Genomic DNA, 18,213 nt, shown 5'->3' on the forward strand with positions numbered 1-18,213 from the left:
CGCGACTCGTCCTCCGGTAAACTCTTGCCGTGAAAAGAACATCCAGATCGAGAGGTACGTAGCGCCTAGTGGGAATGAAATTATCCCGCTAAACGTACTCGGTTCCATATACCCAGTCATCAAGCTTTTGCCAATTAGGATTAATGTAACCAATTCCATTATAGCTAATATGAAAAACGCGATAGCAATTACTCTTTTCAAAATGTACACCTACTTTCCAGATGCAAAGCAAAGAGCATCCTTTGTAATCTCTGCATCATATACCCTTTATTTGGATGATTTCATCTTGTAAACGTAACACATATAAATCAAACATTTAACCGAAATGATCAATTAAAAAAATATCTTACTCTGATGAATCATCCTTCAATCGAGTGGCTAACTCGTCCAATATCTCTTCTGTTCGTTGAAGAAGCTTTTCGATGTTGTTCAGTTCTAGTGGCTGGTCATGTGGGTAATCTGCTAGGGATGACATATGTTGCATCGTACCGATGAACAAGGCAATATCCAATCCGGGTTCAGTGTCCGTATGCACTAAAGGCAAAATTACGTTCATGGTGAGTTCCTTGGGTGGATGAACTGAATGATACTTATGGATATAAAGCGCCTTAATCATAGAGGCTAAAGCCCAATCACATAAAATCAGGCAGGCTTTGAACTGATTGTGATTACGCATGATGGTGGCAAGTTTGAGATGATACTTAGCATGTTGGTGATACTCCATTATTGTGGTACGTAGCATATGGTAAGCAGGAGTTTGTTTGGATCTAGGTTTTGTGGAGATATCATGGTCTTGCGAACGTGGAGTAAAATCTACTTGGTGATTACAATGTGCTTCGGTTATGGACCAATTTCTTGCCATTGTCATCCCTCCAAAGAGTTAATACCAGTATTATACAATAAAATGATACTTATGATAATCAAATAAATTATTTGTATTCTTCGTTTGGTGTTTACCTTGAGAAAACTTGTCTACACTTTTGAACATAGAGAGGTGAATACCATGAACGAAGAAAGAGAAGTTTTGAAGTTGGTCGGAGCCAGAATTCGCGCACTACGCAAAGAAAGAGGGTATTCACAGGAATCCCTCGGAGAAAAAGGCGGATTTCATTTTTCATACATAGGACAGATCGAACGTGGAGAAAAGAACGTTTCTTTGGTGAATTTAGCAAAGATCGCTGAGTCACTGGATGTTAATTTGATTCAGTTATTTGCTTATATAGAAGAAGAGTTTGAAGTAACTGAAGATGAGAAACAAATCAAAGAAATTGTACAACTGCTAAGAGATTCTTCTCCTGATAATATTCGTGTTGCCAAAAATGTTATTAAAGGAATATTGATGTGAAAACGGCAAACCCTATCCTTCTATTTATGGAAGGATAGGGTTTCTCTCTACTTTGCATAGTCCCTGGTGCACATCATCTTGAATTTGCTCTGCTGCATAAATAATTCAACAATTCTTGATCTCTACAGTAAACATAACAACCTTTCATCCCCCGAGACATCAAGATTTTATAAATATTTTTGATAAGTTTTGTTAGTTCCTCATTCTTAAATTTAAGCCCGCGTTTTCCCATTCTATCTTTGTACTCATCATAATCTGAATAAAGTTCTATTTTCTCCGAATCGAATTTAAGATCATTCCCTATAATTACGCCTACATAATCAAACTCAAGACCTTGAGACGTATGAACGCACCCGATCTGATCTATACCACTCTCATGAATGGCCCAGGTGCTTGATATAGAACGTGCATTCCAAGGCATAGCAAAACGATGTTCTTCAATAGTTACATCCGGAATTTCCCCATTGCGATTACCTTCTTTATCAGCTGTCCAATTCCAAGCAAAACCTGCTAACATCCTCGCCTTATATCCCTGATCGTTTTTACTTTTGATTAGATCGTATACTTCGTTAGGCGTGTCTACTAATTTGAATTCGAAAGAATCTTGATCCCAACCATCGAAATTAGCGGTGGGACGAATCTGTAAAGCATCATCAACCCAATTCAAAAATCCTTCTGCTCCAGAACAACGGAACTGTGCTGCTAGTGAATATTCATGCACTTCCGAATCATATAGGGCAGCTAAACGTTTAATCTCGTCTATAGAACCTATATCTTCAGGACGAATACGTTGAAAGTCATCTATGAAAAACACATTCACTTTAGATGCTTTTATGATATCCTCGATCTGATTCTCCCCAAGATATTGATATGCTCCTTTACCTTTTAAACGATGCGCCTCATCCACAACAAGTACGTCGTACATATCAGCTGGCTCTTTGTAAAACTGACTTGATCCCGTAAATAACATCTTTGTCCTAGTTTTGTTTCTAGCTTGTCGCTGAGTCAAGGTCTCTACCATAACCGTCCGGAATGAGGCATTCGGGGCAATGAATTTAACATTCAACTTATTTTTAAGTAATCTACCAAGGGCATTCATAGATATCACTGATTTACCTGTTCCAGGCCCACCTTGCACAATGATTGTGCGTTTTACATCTGTTTGCTTGGCAAGGCTCATAATGGCCTCGTATGCAACCTTCTGCTCATCAAGTAAAACAAAATCAGAGTTCCCTTGAAATAATCCATCGATATGATCGATTAGCTTCTTGGAAGGACGAATCTTACCATTCTCAATTAAATAAAGTAAATTAACTCCATTTCCTTCACCTACATGCCTTTTCAGAAAATCTTGAAGTTTAGATGCATCATCAGCTAGAAACAAAGGAGCTTCACGGATAATATCCTGATATTGATTATATTCGAGAGGGTCAGGCTGAACTTTTCTGTAATTATGTAGATATGCACATGAGTATCCGTTAATATCTTTAGAGTATACAGCCTCATTCATATCACTCAAATATTGTTTGTATGACCAAGCTTGATACGAAGGATGCGGTGTCTCTCTTGTCCTACCTCCTATAAAAGCTCTTACGACATCTTCCCGATCCATAGCCTCTACTGAATCCCATTGTTTTAACTCAACGATCACAAAGTTATCATTCTTCTGTTCATCCTGACCTGCAATGATAAAATCTATCCGCTTACTTGTAGAAGGAATATTATATTCAATCAATATTCCGCAGTCATCTGCTACCTTCGAATTACGGATAATTTTCTCCATAAACTGCATAGAGTTGTTCCAAGCTCGTACTTCCCCTTGATTAGGTCTTTTTCCCATGCCTTTAATGAATGCTTCTTCAATCTGAACTGTAATTTGGTTGTTATCAACTGATTCCCGGAAAGCTAATGCGTTACTGCTGTAGATAATCATGATGCACCCCTAAAAATTAATTTTCTTTAACTTCTTTTTTCTCTAATCCTAAAGCATTAGACGTAAGGGTAGCTATCCCCGCTGCAAATAAGTGTAATTCCAATAATTTGTTTTGTATGTAATGAAGGAATTGAAGTATTTTCATATAAGAGTTATTCATAATTGAGTTTTGCATATTAAAATAAAATTCAGTTGTAGGCATAGGAACAGCAAAATGTAAGCAAAAAGTGTAATAAAAAGCTTTGCTATAAAAAACAATCATACTTCCTATATCAAAGTTATCTGCATAATGAAGAAACTCTAATGACTCACTTGTCTCAGCAAAAGATAGGTAGAGATATGAAAATACCATATCAGGAAATATTAAGGCAAACAAAGAAAATAGAAATATAAATATGATTTGATACCGAGATTTATTGTTCAATACTTTAGTCTTTACAAGCTTAAAAAGAGATTCGAAGACATAGTAAGCAATTATTATTGTGAACAACGCCACCAGAAGGGTTTTCAACATATTCCATGTTAGGTATCCTGATATATAAAGTAACATATTATTGCTCGGATATTGTTCAAATACTTTTATAAGGAAAGCATAATAAACAAAAAATAGAACCAAAAACGTAACTAAACTTAACATAAGCATAATAACAACGGAAATATAAATGCCTAATTTCAATTTATCATTTATAACATGATGTAACGCAACAAGAATATAAACAGGTATAAATAGTATTGTCACTGTGCTCAAAACAAAAAAGAATTCTACGGTCCATAAATGAATAAGCACTATTGGTATTGCCCCTAATAAACAATATGCAAACCAAGATTTAATCTTCTTGTGAAATTGAAAAGCTAATAGTATAATTGTTGACCAAATAACTATAACTTTCGTATTTATGTCTTTTGAAAACAAAAATATCAGAAAATTAAATATATGTGGAATATATAACATTATTAAATAAGTTATATTACTACTTTTCATTTTATTATATCCCCTGTTCTATTTAATTCCTCAAACAATACACTTATTCGCCACCGCCACCATCTTCGCAGGCATCTCTTCCCGTAATCGCCATACAAAGCTCATCGGTTTATTCCCCTCATGACTTACATAATCTGCTTCGCCCAGGAAGACAAATGGAGACGTATAGCCATGCTCCTCCTTATACTCCCGCACGAACAGCACAATCCGGTTGCCCGTCTCCCGGTGATGAATATACCGCTGCGCGGTAGCCGTATGCTCCGACACCCTGCTCTGTGTCTGCCAGTGGAATAGACGCTCGTTGATCGCATAATCCTCGTACAGCGTGGAGGGTGAAAAGTCTTTGTCCGATTTGTTCAGCGTAATGAAGAAGATATCGGTCTGTTCATCGGCAAAATACTTCACCCCTTCACGGAAGGCGGGTGATTGCTGGGCATTCCAATAACCGAAGGCGGCAAGCACTTGGTCGATGGAGTACATACAGTGGATATCCAGTGGACAAGTGTACGGGAACGAATTGCTTTTATCCACAAATCGCAGATGACCCAGATTATATTTGAAAATATCCACAAGCTCTTCTCGAAAAGCCTCACAAGACAGCACGCGCTGCACACCCTCTTCAATGCTGCTCAGTCCTAGTTTCTCGGGCGCAGCCCGGTGGAAGGTGTAATAGAACATGATCAACATGCGCCGTTCATCCGCGGTCGTCGGTTCTTTGCCTTTTTCGATATAGTCGATCAGGAACGTCAGCCAGCTTCGGGAGTTGATCGTCAGCACAGATGGCAGTCTGCGGATATACTCATCCTGCTCACTCTCGATAGGCTCTGTCAGTCCAGCTTCGGCTAACATACCGCGGAAATACCTTCTCCCCGTACGTCCACCATAGAATTCATAGAGTTTCATCCCGTGATGCTCTAAAAAATGAGCCAAGGTCAGCGGCAGTCCGGTGTCTTGCTGGAACGTTTGCAGCTTCTGGATCAACGCTCTACGATTGCGGCTCATCTGCTTCAAGTTGCGCATGATGTATTCCTTCGCTTGTTTTTCCAATTGAATGAACGTGCCGCGTGGTAAGTTCGAAAAACCATTCTCGACGTAGTACGAGATGGAATGTTTGGTAGCGCCGATCAGGGCGCGGAATTTATCCTGGAACCTGTATTCCTGATGCGCTTGTCCGATGAAGTCGAGCACGGTCAGGCACTCTTTGCCATCCGCCATCCGCAGTCCACGTCCCAACTGCTGCAGGAATACGGTCAGACTCTCGGTAGGACGCAGGAACAGAATCGTGTTCACCTCAGGGATATCCACGCCCTCATTGTACAGATCCACGACAAAGATCATGCGCAGTTCCCCGTTCACCAGCTGTCCTTTCGCAGAATGACGTTCCTGTTCGCTCGACCCGCCATGCAGGGCTATGGATGGAATGCCGGCTTCGTTAAATATTTTTGCCATATACATCGCATGATCCACCCCAACACAGAACCCAAGCCCCTTCACATCGTCCAGATCAGTTGCGTATTTGTTCAAACTTTGGATGATCTGGTTGGCACGAATTTTGTTATGAGTATAGAGCTTCTCCAGTTCGTTCAGATCGTAGCCTTTTCGCGACCATTTCACCTGAGATAGATCGACAGTATCGGTGACGCCAAAATATTGAAAAGGACTCAGCAGTTTCCGGTCAATGGCATCGGTTAGACGGATCTCGGCGGCAATCGTATGATCGAAGTAGGCAGAAATGTCTTTGCCATCCATCCGTTCCGGTGTTGCAGTAAGTCCTAGCAAAATCTTCGGTTCGTAGTGAGACAACAGCCTCTGGTACGAAGGCGCAGCGGCATGGTGGAATTCATCCACGATAATGTAATCGTAATAGTCTGGGCTGGTGATCTCCGTCAGCTTCATGGAGTTAAGACTCTGAATGCTAACAAACAATTGGTCCAGCGCCTCTGCTCGTTGATTCCCGACATGCAGCTCGCCAAAGTTCATATCCTTCAGGATATACCGGAACGTGTCCCGGCTTTGCTTCAAGATTTCTTCCCGATGGGCGACAAAAAGCAGCTTGGCTCCCGCATGGCTTGCCCGGAATCGCTTGTAGTCGAAGGCAGAGATGACCGTTTTGCCAACACCTGTGGCGGCGACGATCAGATTGCGGTTTCGTCCGTACAGCGTACGCTCGGCGTGAAGCTGTTCCAGCACTTCTTTCTGATAATCGTAAGGCTGGATGTCCAGGTGAAAGTGGTTAGACTGATCTTTTTTACGATTCAGAGCTGCCTTCAACTGTGCCTCATGTCCTTTATCCTCAGCCACATATCTCGTGAATTCACGGTCATTCCAGTAACTCTCGAAGGTCGCTTCAATCTTGCGCAGCACGTCGAGTGAATCCTTCTCCGTCACCTTGAGGTTCCACTCCATACCACTGGTCAGCGCCGGGTTGGACAGGTTGGAAGAGCCGACATAGGCGGTGGTGAATCCAGTATCACGGTGGAAAATGTACGTTTTGGCGTGCAGTCGGGTCACTTTGGTATCATACGAAATCTGGATTTCCGTGTTAGGCAGTTTGCTAAGTTCAGTAATGGCCTTGAGGTCGGTTGCTTCCATATAAGTCGTCGTGATAATCCGCAGCTTGCCTCCGCCAGCCGTGAACTGTTGAAGCTGTTCCAGCAGCAGGCGAAGCCCGCTGAACTTGATAAATGATACCAGCCAATCGATCCGATCGGCGGTCACGATCTCCTTTTGCAGCTCCAGTAACATACTCGGCTCGGACTTGGCACCTGTGAATAAAGAGCTTTGGGAGATCGGAGTATCTGGACGAACGATTTTGGTATCCCGGACAGCCCGAATGCTGTTCAGCTTGGAATACACATGGGTCAGTACCTCCCCCTGCTCATCCAGTTGCAATTCGTTGTACTCTTCTTCTCCCAGTGTGCCTTTCAGGGTAGCAATAATCTCATTACACGTTCGGATCTGCGCCAGTACTGCGGCGCTGTCTTCGGACTGTTCCCGTACAATCTTGAGCGCTCGTCGGGTCACCGCCGCCAAATACGTGGACAGCAGCTTGCGTGCTTCCTCTGCATCCAGCTTCTCAGTCCCAATGTGATACACATCCGGGTCCAGCGCCGAAATCTCCTGTCTGGTGATTGTGTTGATAAGCTGTTCATATATACCTTGTTTCATGAATGTACCTCGTGTGGGTGTAGGATGGTTGTGGATATGTAGGTGATTTCATTAGTTGATTTGTTATTCACAAATGTAAAACCAGTATTAAACTGTAAAATTTTTGTAAAATTATTGTTTTTCAACTATCTTATAAGTTAATATTTGGATGTGGCCACAAATATATCAAAAGGAGTAGATTCCATAATCATGAAGAGTCTATTGAAAAAATCTATACTTACTCTTGCACTTACAGCATGCACGGTAGGTGCTATATCTGCGGCCTCATTTGCATCATTCAGTTTTGATTCGTACGCAACGACTACAGGTAGTGGCGGAAGATTTATCGTTACCGCATACACTGCTCAAACCAATGAACCATTCATCAAATCAATACATGTCTCAGCCCGAACTAACGATGGTACTTATGAGTCTCGCAATAAAGAAGCTTCGCCAACGGATCAAGTAACTCTTATCATGACTACTGCAGGAGCTGCAACTAGCGGTACTTCCTGGCATGATTGGGTCAGCGCAGTAGATGAAGCAAACCGTACGAAAAGCATAAATTTCCGCTGATCCTTCCCGATCTTACTTCATATTATCCAAAACGTGAATAAGGCTGACACCTTATTCACGTTTTCCTTACTATTGGAGGAAAACATGCGACATATCTTTAACGATATATGGATTAACAAAAAGATTTTTGTGATGCTTTTTCTCGGCTTTGTATTAACTGTACTGCCGATCCTCATTTCTCTTTCAACTCAAGAATACTACGACAAGATTTTTTACTATTCCAAGAATGGAAAATACGAACATTACTATTCAGCAACTTTGACAAACATGAATCAAGTGAATTATAGCTCACTTCAAGCTATTGCTGAATCAATTACGTCGAATACAAGTGTGATCACCCAGAACATAACCATATTTCATCCTGAGTTAGGCAATGTTCAAGTCGTCGGAATGTTGAATCACAACTGGTCGCCTCCGTTACTTGAAGGTACCGGAATATCTTCCGAAACAGCCAATGCGGTAATGACTGGAACCATGATATCCAAACACGTTGGCCCACTGGAACTATTCGATAAAAAATACAATGTTACGGGGATTGCGGGAGACAACACTGGAAAAGAGTCTATATCGGTATTCAACTATACAATATTCACTTCCTTTGAGGGATTGCCGGATGTTATTAAACACGAAATAGAACAAAAAAAATCCATTGAACTTCTATTCAGATCGGATCAAGACACAACTAAAGAGATTCAGCAGTTTATTTCAGAGGTACAGCGAATTACCCCTGAGGTTAGGGCAACGATTGAGAACATAACAAAGTCTTATGAGGTAGAAAAAAAATCAAGGGCGGGTGTAAACGAAGTATTAAGTTATCCATATAAACTTTTTATCATTTCGCTCATTAACTGTATAAATATAAGCTATCTGTGGATTTACTTGAAGCGAAAAGAAATCTCGTTGCGCAAAGCTTTGGGAGCTAGCCATTTGCAAATTATTGCTCACCTGTTCAGTCAACTGCTTGTGTGCGCAGTAGTGGCATCCGGCTTTTCATTTTGTATTCAATGGGCCCTCAGCCGTACCAGTTTCGCTATCATTGATGCCACAAGTTACGATGTGCAGTTGAATTACATGCATATCATTCTTGGCACATTCATCACCCTTGCTACGGCAGTCATTACTGCCATGATTCCGCTTCTGCTCATTCTCAGAACAGAACCAGCGCAAGCCTTAAAGGAGTAGACCCTCATGTATAGAATCAAAGATGCGCTCAGAGCATTGAAAAACAGATGGGTGATATCCATACTTTTACTTATCCAGTTTACATATGGTTTGTCCACCATCACTGGAAGCAGCAATATCTTTTTAAATCTATATGACATGAACTTTAACTCCCTGCTCGATTTGAAAAGCACATATGTTGTTGTGCCTGCAAAAGGAAGTGCTTCTGCTCATACACTATCTAAGGAACAAGTGGACAAGGTATACAGCCAATTGGAACAGCATCCCGACATCATTTCATTAGGTACGTACGCCGAGGAGATTTTACTACTGGATACGTCTTCGAACCCTGACCGAAGGTTAATGGATCAGCTGACCCGGAGCTCTATGACATCGGGGCTGAACGAGCCCTTTATTACTGGAATCATGATTGATGAGCAATATAATGAACTTCTTAATGGGCAATTTGCAGCTGGCACCGGATTTACTTCGCAGGATTTCAGAAAAAATAGTCAAGGGCAAATGCCCATATTGGTCGGCTCCTTCTTCAAGTCGTATTACAGCCTCGGCGACCTCATCAATCATAAATACAAAATTGTCGGCTTCTTGCCTAATAAATACTTGGTGTATAGCAACACATCCAACGTCTACTTAAAGCTGGATAAGGCATTCATAATGCCTATGCCCACAGATCGTTTTGATAGTAATGATGCCATCTCATCAAGATTACAACAGACAACCATCCTCACGTTGAACCCTAACGCCAATGTGGATGAGTTAAATAACATCTTCAGTTCAAATCAAGTCAATCTGACTCTGAAGAATTTGGGTGCATCCGTTCATGAAAACATCGAACAAAATATGTATCTGGAGACCTTTCAAACCATACTTGGATTGGCTTTTGTCCTGTTTTCAGTCACTGGAATCGTGGTAACTACGATCGTCTCGCTGATGATTCGCAAAAGAGAATTTGGCATCAAACTCGCTTTGGGTGAACGTCCTTTAGGCATATTAGGTCAGATTACGATTGAAAATATCCTGATCGGGGTTATTGGCTTCGGGTTGTCTCTAATCCATTTTCAATGGAAATATAAAGAACTGCTCCAAATCTCCAAATAGATAAATATGCTTAGTCCGTTAGACTTCAAATTAGATGGTTCCATTCTATTCATCATTTTTATCATCTTTAGTTTCATTATCGTCGTTTCCAGTTTCATCATTTATTTATATATACGAAAACAGGATATAAAATCGCTCATAGGAGGCATGGAATGATGGAACTTATTCAATTAAAAAACATCACCAAAGCGTATCGTCGCCAATCCCCTGACGCCCCTGCCCTGGAAGATATCAATCTTACTATACACCGCGGAGAGTTGATTGCCATCATGGGACCCTCAGGCTCCGGTAAAAGTACCTTACTCAATATACTGGGGTTTATGGATCATCCTACCGAAGGCGAATATCTTTTTGACGCTCAACCTCTGCAACGAATCTCGTCTCGTCATATTCATAGGACAAGAAATCAAATGGTTGGATTTGTTTTTCAACATTTTGCCCTGCTCAAAGATTATACAGTTCAGGATAATGTTATACTGCCGCTGACCTTTCGAAAAGGAAAACATAAAGACAGAGTAGCCAAGCCACACATTATCTTGAAAAAGTCGGGTTAGCATCGCATCGTCTAAAAAAGGCAAATGAACTGTCCGGGGGCCAGCAACAGAGGGTGGCCATCGCCAGAGCCTTGGTGGGAGAGCCTGAATTGATCTTGGCCGATGAGCCCACTGGAAATTTGGATCGAAGAACCGGTGAAGAAATCATGGATCTCCTGCAACAATTACACCATGAAGGTAGAACGATTATCATCGTGACGCATGATGATGAGGTTGCCAAGCGATGCAACCGCATCATTAGATTAGTTGATGGAAAAGTCCTTACTGATCAGAATAACTATCAAAACCAAGTTTAAAATGAATCTGCAAAATGATGGGCCGAGTAACTCCGCTAATTAGCATTAGAGTTCAGTTTAGGACATCATACGTGGCTTGATAGACATCAAACTCATTAGGTGTATCAACTTTCCCGACAATTTTACCGTTAATATTTGGTATCCCGGACCGCACGCATGCTGTTCAGCTTGGAATACACATGGGTCAATACTTCCCCCTGCTCATCCATCTGCAATTCGCTGTACTCTTCTTCTCCTAACGTGTCTTTCAGGGAGGCAATAATCTCATTACAGGTTCGAATCTGCTCTAATACGGCCATCTTATCTTCCGTCTGTTCCCGCACAATCTTGAGCGCTCGCCGGGTCCAGCGCCGAAATCTCCTGCTTGGTGATGGTGTTGATAAGCTATTCATATATGCCTTGTTTCATGAAAGTTCTTCCTATTGCCTCTAAACGGCAGGAGTATTCCACTTTGAATGTGCATCTCATATCTAGTATCAATTAGCTCTTCTTCATCATTCGTATCTTGGATTCAAAGCGTCTCTCCAAACGTCATCATCCACGAAATTAACCTTTTTCTCACTAAAATAAGCTCGTGTCACTTGCTCCAGATCATTCAAGATTTGGGGCCAATCATTCTCGTTAATTTCCTTGGATTCAAAGTCCCCAACAATGTTCAGCCATCGATGATTTAACTGCCGGTACTCCTCGATCCTGGCTTTAAGTTCAGCTGTTACAGGATAACTGTTTATATCCAGCCTCTCGAACGTCATTCGCATGCGGTGAAGTGTAGGTGGCAAAATGTCATCTTGGCCTAAGTCGTTTGTAAATAATGCTGCGGGTTGTAGCAGCCAGTTGGCTTCTTCGCTGAAACTTAGATTCATCAAGTTATACTTATCTATAATCTGCGTCATATCTGTAAAGTTGTAATAGAGCTGGCTGGCTTGTTCTCCATCCTCAACCATCTCGTTTGTTATTATTTCATTCGTAAGTATTCGGTTAAATAAAATATCATTATTTATAATCGCACTCTTCATATCAACGATATCTTGGCGGACATTCATCGTTAGATACTCTTCATACATTCTTTTCTCTTTATAAAAGCTATAAGTTAGAACAAGTAAGATCACACAGGCAATACAACATCCGATCATTAAAAGTCGTTTTTTTAGTATCATGGCACTTTGTTCTCCTAAGATTTTATGGTAAAAGCACCTCTAGTTTGTGTGTAGAAGTGCTAACCCATGTTCCCTATTTATTAATAAATCCTCTTAACTCATACAATCTTTTCGCTACACCACTTTGGGTTGTACGGCTTTTGACTTAATATCAAGATATCGTCAGCTGTATAATACCACTCAGCATCATCAAACCATAGGTAATCTTCCGTGTTATCTTGAAAATACTCTACTACAAACCTATAAATAAATTTATATTCATGACTAATATTTACAACATCCGCTGCCCAAAAGTAATCTGTTGATTCGGTGAGCCACGTAAAACTATCATATGAATTTTCGACAACTTTATTCACGTTAAAAGTGAAGTACCTAATAGTTTCTTCATCATCAGTATTTGATAGGGTCTCTTCATCCACTTCAGATAGCGTGCCTTCTGCAGATTGAAAGTTGTTATCTGTTTCATGATCAACTGTTAAATGAAAACAATACATATTCGCTCTCTGTGCTGCATGCTTAAAGTTCTCAAGAGTCTGCTCCGGAGAATAATTTGAGATTTTTTTTAGAATGATTACTGAACTCATTTACTTATATCCTCCTTCAATTCGTCTAATGAGCTAATTTTATATTCTGATCTTTTAATTTTTCAACTGAGTCAGACTGAGTTTTATTTTTCACAGTTACATCTTCCATACTCGTGTGGCAGCGGGCTAAACCGCTGAAAGAAGATGCAGATTATGTCCGTAACCACTTGTAAAGGCTGATGGAACACTAGGAATACGAATATCCATTAAACCAAAAGACAATCTCCTGATGTTGAATAACGAAATAGGAATGTTATACTTGCTATAGTATATTAGTAGTATTTAGAATTAAAGTTTATTGGAGGGAAGTATTCATGAATATAGTAATTGAGAAGTTAAAAGACACTGATCTTGAAAGCTTGTATGAATTTGAGATTGAAAACAGAACTTTTTTCGAGGAAATGGTACCGTCTCGAGGAAATGATTATTACAAGCCTGAGGGTTTTAAAGTAAGGAATGAATCTCTGCTTGATGAACAAGCTAAAGGACTTTCCTTTTTTTATTTAATAAAAGACGAAAATAATTCTATTCTTGGAAGAATAAATTTAGTTGATATTGATGATTCCGATAAAATAGGATTTCTCGGCTATAGAGTGGGACAAATTCACACTGGAAAAGGTATTGCTAAAAAAGCATTAAAATTATTTCTCAATACAATAGTTGATTTAGATATAAAAGAAGTTGAGGCAAAAACAACCACCAACAATATAGCATCTCAGAAAGTTTTAGAGAAAAACGGATTCGAGCATACAGAAACTAGTGATAAAGAATTTGAAATGAATGGGCAAATGTTAAAATTCATTAGTTATAAATGGATAAATAAATCATTGTTTTAATAACCAATGCCTTCTGCTTAACCTCTCCTCCATCATCTCTCTTGAATCATCTAGAAAACCACGATTCCAGGTCCACTGGTGAGTCTCCTATTATTCCTGGAACATATGGATTGGTGTAAAGAAAATCCTTATTTATTTTCAACCCACCTTTTTGAATGGCGTGTCACTAATATAGTCGAGTATATTTTAATGCTCCTTCGCTATTGTAAGTTTCTTCATCCTTATCAAAGAAAAGTTTCTCTTTTCTACATATGTTCCGAGCAGCACTCGATAAAAGATAAGTCGGCATGCTCTTTCCAAGTCTAAATAGTATAAAAGATGATACCCATGAATTAAATCTCCCAATAATAAGATGATACAACTTTTCACTGCTTGTCGGCCATGATCAGGGATGAGCTTTATATCAGCTATTGTATAGATTCATTTTCTATACTCTCAACTTCTAACATCTTTTGTTTAACCCATTTCATAACCATTTCTGCCTCCTTTAAAGCAATCACTCCCTTTTTACTTTTAAATTTGTAAGTTTCGTAAGCCCATAGTAATATTACTTTTACGAATTCAACTGTCTCTAACTTACAAATGGGTTCAATTTCATCTTCTTCCTCATCATAAAATGGATCTTCAATTATTGTGTAATCTTTATGTGATATGACGCTGGATGCATTTCCTCCATGTCTATATTCGGGGATTCCTCCCCTTAATAAATCAAAATAATTCTCAATATCTTTTCTCAAATCTTCAAATCTCCAAGGTATATCAGATCCTAAAGGATCACTTATCATAGTGGCGAACTTAAGTGATTTTTCCTCGTCAAAATCCATTACAACCATATTAAATTCATCCATGTATTTCAATTTATAATTATATTTTATCTTCACTAATGTACCCTCCAATTCAGTATATTGGGTATGCTGAGATTATCTTATCATTTCTCAAAATAAGCTCTATTTCCATACCTGTGCTTGTTTTCCCTATATATTTATTGTTTTTTTATATTTACTTTACTATTAAAAGCTTCATTTACTGAATCAATTACCTGTTGTGGTGTCCATTCCTTTGGAAAAAATGTGGATTTGGGTCCTTTTGGTACTCCATTAATTTCAACATTGGCTTGATAGACACCAAACTCATTAGGTGTATCAACTTTCCCGACAATTTTGCCGTTACTATTTGGCATCCCTTCATAATGAAAACCATTGGCATTCCCATTTTTGAGTATTTCACCACCAAAAATATGGCTTAATCCGTTTTCTTTAGTTCCTGTTTTAAAGTTTTCTGTATTTTGTAGACTCCCGAGCCACCTCTCTTTATTTACAACAGGTTTACCATCTTGTCCAGCCCCTTCTTTACCCTTATCCGCTTCTTTCTTACCTCCCCCTAATCCCCCGCCCATATCTTCTTTCGAACGAAGCGCCCTGCCAACAAAGGCGTAGGCCAATACCTGACCCATCACAGAACCACTATAATAGCCTACCCCACTCTCATCCATCTGTTTCTTCTGCTCATCTACAAACTGCTCAATGTCAGACCTGGCTGTTCCTGTGCCCCAAGCGGCATCCCATGCGAATCCGATTCCTCGTCCAACATCGACCACTCTGCCCAAAGTCAGCCCATAGGCCACACTGGCGACCGTCCCGAATGGATCATAAAAGAGCGCCTCTGCTGTCTGTCCAATTCCCGTTACGGTCTCTCCAACCGACTTGTCGAGCAGTCCAACACCGAAATTTCGTTTCAGTTCTTCCGGAATGTACAGTGCAACCTCACCCGAACCATCCGCTGTTCTAAAACTCTTCGCTATAAATATAAATTCATTCTGAATTTTATCCAATAGCCCAATTGTGGCTGGGAAAACTTCTTTCACCTGCATAAAATCCCAGAAGAACCGCTCTCCTGTGACACCAGACCATTCGGACTGCAACAGGTAAATTGATTTTTCCAGATCCCGTACCATTCGCTCCAATTCCAGCTTCTTCTGTTGAACCAATCGCGCTTTTTCCTCTAATTCATCGGGATGTACCTGAATACGCTGCATCTATCTTCACCGCCAACCTGACCGTAGTATATGTACCTAAATTTAACAAGTTAGAAGGGGGATTGGAATCAAACAGAGGATTCAATTTTTTATAAGTAGTCCGGTAGGTAGGAGATATCCTACAGGCAAGTATATTGCACATTAGTGCATGTTGAAGGCTAATATACTGAGCTTCTCTATCTTAAACGAAAGCGCCAGTCGATCAAATCGGCGGTCACGATCTTCTTTTGCAGCACCAATAACATACTCGTCTTAGACCTTGCGCCTGTGATTAATGAGCTTAGAGGTTCATAGAGTGTGGGGGAAAACATCTTCAACTTGGCCGGTAGAAACATCAGCGGATTATACCAGTATGTCTAGGATCATAAAGAGCAGTATCCCGAAGTTCACATTACTCACCATTCTTCCATACTCGTGTTGCAGCGGGCTATACCGCTGGGCGGCGATGATGAGGTTGCGGCGGGTTCGTCGATACAGTGACGCTCGGCGTATAGCTGTTCCAGCACTCTGCCCGTGAGTTATATGACATTCACTACTCATGTAGCGAGGAGATGAAGATACAGCAGAAGGCCAATTCTTCTTGTTCTCCTATGAACCCAATCAAAATGAATTTAATAACATAACATAAACTATCACTTTTAGGAGGTTGATATGTATGACATTAGTAAAATATTCTACTGGTCCAGTTGAAAATGCTATTAATACTGCAACAGTTCCCGGAGAGTCCAGAACTTTTTTCGCGAAGGCAGTTAATAATGGAAGTAGCAACGCTACGGTACGTGTTCGATTATTCCGTTTGAATGGAGCAAAAACTCTGGTTAGCACATTTACTTTCACTCTTGCACCAGGCTCTTCTAGCTTCCGGGTTCTGAATGTTGCTAATTTGGTTCAATTTGAAGTTGAGTATACTACAAACAGCGAACATGTCCTTGTGTCAGGATGGGGTAAAAACGCAACTGGCCGACTGGTTGCAGCTCATCGCTTTTCACCTACAGAATTGGCTAAGAAAAGTTTCGGCAAGCACTCTAAGCATTATAAACACTATAAACATTATAAAAAGCATTAATAATAATCAGTAGATTGGAGATCGACCTGCTTCTACAGAGGTGGGTCTTTTGGGTTTATGTTTCAGATTCTGCCGACCTTCTATTATTTGTATTAAAGCTCTCTTGTTTTATCAATACATAAATCAAAAAAAGCCGCCATATAGCGACACAAAAAATACTCGGTGGCTATCAAGCTAAGTTCAACTTCCTTTTCGAAGTCCATTTCCCCCAGAGCATCAATAATACAAGCACTAATGCACCGATAACCAAATTAAGTCCGATCTCCATCAAACGCTGCACATTACCATCCAGGAAAACGCCATACCCCTGAGTTACCGAGGAACTAAACTGCTCTGACGTAAAGAATGCGTAATAGAGAGTGAACATCATCATATGAACCAATGTATACATGGTGGAAAAGACAAACGGGAGTATGGATATATAACGATTTTTACTTACAGCAAAAAGGATGAGCACTTGTGTTACCAGGAACAAATCGCCTATCAACATGACTTCAATCCGACCGGAAATATCATATGAACCACTGAAAAATAACTTTTCAAACATCGTAAACGATAATCCCTCACCCCAATAATCAACCAAGATTTGAAAGTAGGCTTGCAGATATCCTAAGGCAAATAACAGTGGCAGAGATAGCAGACAAAGTCGATCTACTCGTTTACGAGTTAAACATATACAGATGCTTAATGCACTCACGGTAATCAAAACAACCGGCATAATCTCGATATATCGGTTATGTACACCGTATTGATTGGCTACTAGTCCAGCTACGAGTGTCACGATGAAAAGGATAAAACTTGCTAAAGCACAACCAAGTATCGTCCTCATATTGAATCCATATGTTTCTTTGGTTACCGTTCTGCGTAGTTCTGAAATAGAGCCAAATTGTTGGATGCTGCGTTCCATAGCCTGTTCTTCAGAATATCCCTGACTTCTATAGTGATCGGTAGACGAATGGAGATGAGCGGCCATTTCTTCTCTCCACTCGGACTTTTCCCGTTTGGACAAAAACGTATAGCGGAGTACTTGATCTAAATATTGTTCAATGACTTCCATGAAGACTCCCTCCCAAGAAAATATTGATGATCTTTATGTTATCCGTCCAAGATGTTCTCAACTTGTCGAGCTGAGTCTGACCCTCGGAGGTCATTCGGTAATATCGTCGCCGTGGTCCTCCAATTTGCTCCCCCCAATAGCCCTCAATGTACCCATTAGCCTCCATTCGTTTGAGGGCGGGATATAACGTCCCTTCTTTCAGATCAAATTGACCGTTCGTCTCGTCATGTACCATTTTGGATATTTCATACCCGTATGCATCCTGCTTACTCAGAACAGACAGTACAATACCATCAATGTAACCTTTCATCATTTCATTCCTCAGTTCTCACACCACCTACTGTGTAATTCTATGTAGTCAGCAT

16 protein-coding genes and 2 pseudogenes are annotated in these 18,213 nt (G+C 40.4%); 7 read left to right on the forward strand and 11 right to left on the reverse strand.

Annotated features, from left to right (window positions below):
• Positions 1-346 precede the first annotated feature (346 nt).
• Positions 347-862, reverse strand: a complete 516-nt coding sequence (locus tag HW560_RS00250) for a HEPN domain-containing protein (RefSeq protein WP_179261408.1) — start codon at positions 860-862, stop codon at positions 347-349.
• Positions 863-1,003: 141 nt separating this feature from the next.
• Between HW560_RS00250 and HW560_RS00255 the strand changes: the two genes are divergently transcribed.
• Positions 1,004-1,345 carry a helix-turn-helix domain-containing protein gene (locus tag HW560_RS00255; protein ID WP_179261410.1) on the forward strand — a complete coding sequence of 114 codons (342 nt, stop codon included), beginning with the start codon at positions 1,004-1,006 and terminating at the stop codon, positions 1,343-1,345.
• 73 nt (positions 1,346-1,418) lie between these two features.
• Here the strand turns inward: HW560_RS00255 and HW560_RS00260 are convergent, their stop codons facing one another.
• The 3 genes from HW560_RS00260 to HW560_RS00270 are packed head-to-tail and all read right to left on the reverse strand — an operon-like array spanning position 1,419 to position 7,428.
• A complete protein-coding gene (locus tag HW560_RS00260; RefSeq protein WP_179261412.1) occupies positions 1,419-3,278 on the reverse strand; it encodes a DUF2075 domain-containing protein in 1,860 nt (619 codons plus the stop codon).
• Positions 3,279-3,294: 16 nt separating this feature from the next.
• Positions 3,295-4,260, reverse strand: coding sequence for a hypothetical protein (locus HW560_RS00265; RefSeq protein ID WP_179261414.1), 966 nt, complete (start codon positions 4,258-4,260; stop codon positions 3,295-3,297).
• A gap of 30 nt (positions 4,261-4,290) precedes the next feature.
• The gene (locus HW560_RS00270; RefSeq protein WP_179261416.1) at positions 4,291-7,428 is read right to left on the reverse strand and encodes a DUF3427 domain-containing protein; all 3,138 of its coding nucleotides are present in this window, start codon (positions 7,426-7,428) and stop codon (positions 4,291-4,293) included.
• Between the two features lie 189 nt (positions 7,429-7,617).
• On the opposite strand from HW560_RS00270, the gene HW560_RS00275 reads away from it, so the two are divergent.
• The 4 genes and pseudogenes from HW560_RS00275 to HW560_RS00290 all read left to right on the forward strand — a co-directional run bounded on the left by HW560_RS00275 (position 7,618) and on the right by HW560_RS00290 (position 11,113).
• On the forward strand, positions 7,618-7,983 hold the full coding sequence (locus HW560_RS00275) for a hypothetical protein (protein ID WP_179261418.1): 366 nt from the start codon (positions 7,618-7,620) through the stop codon (positions 7,981-7,983).
• Positions 7,984-8,067: 84 nt separating this feature from the next.
• Entirely contained in the window at positions 8,068-9,165 is a 1,098-nt protein-coding gene (locus HW560_RS00280; RefSeq protein WP_090893609.1) for an ABC transporter permease, read from the forward strand.
• 6 nt (positions 9,166-9,171) lie between these two features.
• A complete protein-coding gene (locus HW560_RS00285; protein ID WP_179261420.1) occupies positions 9,172-10,263 on the forward strand; it encodes an ABC transporter permease in 1,092 nt (363 codons plus the stop codon).
• A 155-nt stretch (positions 10,264-10,418) separates the two neighbouring features.
• Positions 10,419-11,113 (forward strand): annotated as a pseudogene (locus tag HW560_RS00290) (ABC transporter ATP-binding protein).
• 134 nt (positions 11,114-11,247) lie between these two features.
• Here the strand turns inward: HW560_RS00290 and HW560_RS00295 are convergent.
• From HW560_RS00295 to HW560_RS00305, 3 genes and pseudogenes are all read right to left on the reverse strand, one after another.
• Positions 11,248-11,494 (reverse strand): annotated as a pseudogene (locus tag HW560_RS00295) (hypothetical protein); the annotation flags it as partial.
• Positions 11,495-11,607: 113 nt separating this feature from the next.
• Positions 11,608-12,270 carry a hypothetical protein gene (locus HW560_RS00300; protein ID WP_179261424.1) on the reverse strand — a complete coding sequence of 221 codons (663 nt, stop codon included), beginning with the start codon at positions 12,268-12,270 and terminating at the stop codon, positions 11,608-11,610.
• Between the two features lie 98 nt (positions 12,271-12,368).
• The gene (locus HW560_RS00305) at positions 12,369-12,854 is read right to left on the reverse strand and encodes a hypothetical protein (protein ID WP_179261426.1); all 486 of its coding nucleotides are present in this window, start codon (positions 12,852-12,854) and stop codon (positions 12,369-12,371) included.
• A 314-nt stretch (positions 12,855-13,168) separates the two neighbouring features.
• Between HW560_RS00305 and HW560_RS00310 the strand changes: the two genes are divergently transcribed.
• Positions 13,169-13,690 carry a GNAT family N-acetyltransferase gene (locus HW560_RS00310; RefSeq protein ID WP_090893597.1) on the forward strand — a complete coding sequence of 174 codons (522 nt, stop codon included), beginning with the start codon at positions 13,169-13,171 and terminating at the stop codon, positions 13,688-13,690.
• Between the two features lie 407 nt (positions 13,691-14,097).
• Here the strand turns inward: HW560_RS00310 and HW560_RS00315 are convergent, their stop codons facing one another.
• Positions 14,098-14,538 (reverse strand): hypothetical protein, encoded by a 441-nt coding sequence (locus HW560_RS00315; protein WP_179265710.1) that lies wholly within the window; start codon positions 14,536-14,538, stop codon positions 14,098-14,100.
• A 134-nt stretch (positions 14,539-14,672) separates the two neighbouring features.
• Positions 14,673-15,725, reverse strand: a complete 1,053-nt coding sequence (locus HW560_RS33610; RefSeq protein WP_257031566.1) for an EndoU domain-containing protein — start codon at positions 15,723-15,725, stop codon at positions 14,673-14,675.
• A 655-nt stretch (positions 15,726-16,380) separates the two neighbouring features.
• On the opposite strand from HW560_RS33610, the gene HW560_RS00330 reads away from it, so the two are divergent.
• Positions 16,381-16,791 (forward strand): hypothetical protein, encoded by a 411-nt coding sequence (locus HW560_RS00330; RefSeq protein ID WP_179261428.1) that lies wholly within the window; start codon positions 16,381-16,383, stop codon positions 16,789-16,791.
• Positions 16,792-16,960: 169 nt separating this feature from the next.
• On the opposite strand, the gene HW560_RS00335 is transcribed toward HW560_RS00330, so the two are convergent.
• Positions 16,961-17,848, reverse strand: a complete 888-nt coding sequence (locus HW560_RS00335) for a permease prefix domain 1-containing protein (RefSeq protein ID WP_090893591.1) — start codon at positions 17,846-17,848, stop codon at positions 16,961-16,963.
• A complete protein-coding gene (locus HW560_RS00340) occupies positions 17,835-18,161 on the reverse strand; it encodes a PadR family transcriptional regulator (RefSeq protein WP_256221904.1) in 327 nt (108 codons plus the stop codon). Before HW560_RS00340 ends, HW560_RS00335 begins: the two co-directional genes overlap by 14 nt.
• Between the last annotated feature and the right edge of the window lie 52 nt (positions 18,162-18,213).

Source organism: Paenibacillus sp. E222, assembly GCF_013401555.1.
In the GTDB taxonomy this organism is placed as follows: Bacteria; Bacillota; Bacilli; order Paenibacillales; family Paenibacillaceae; genus Paenibacillus.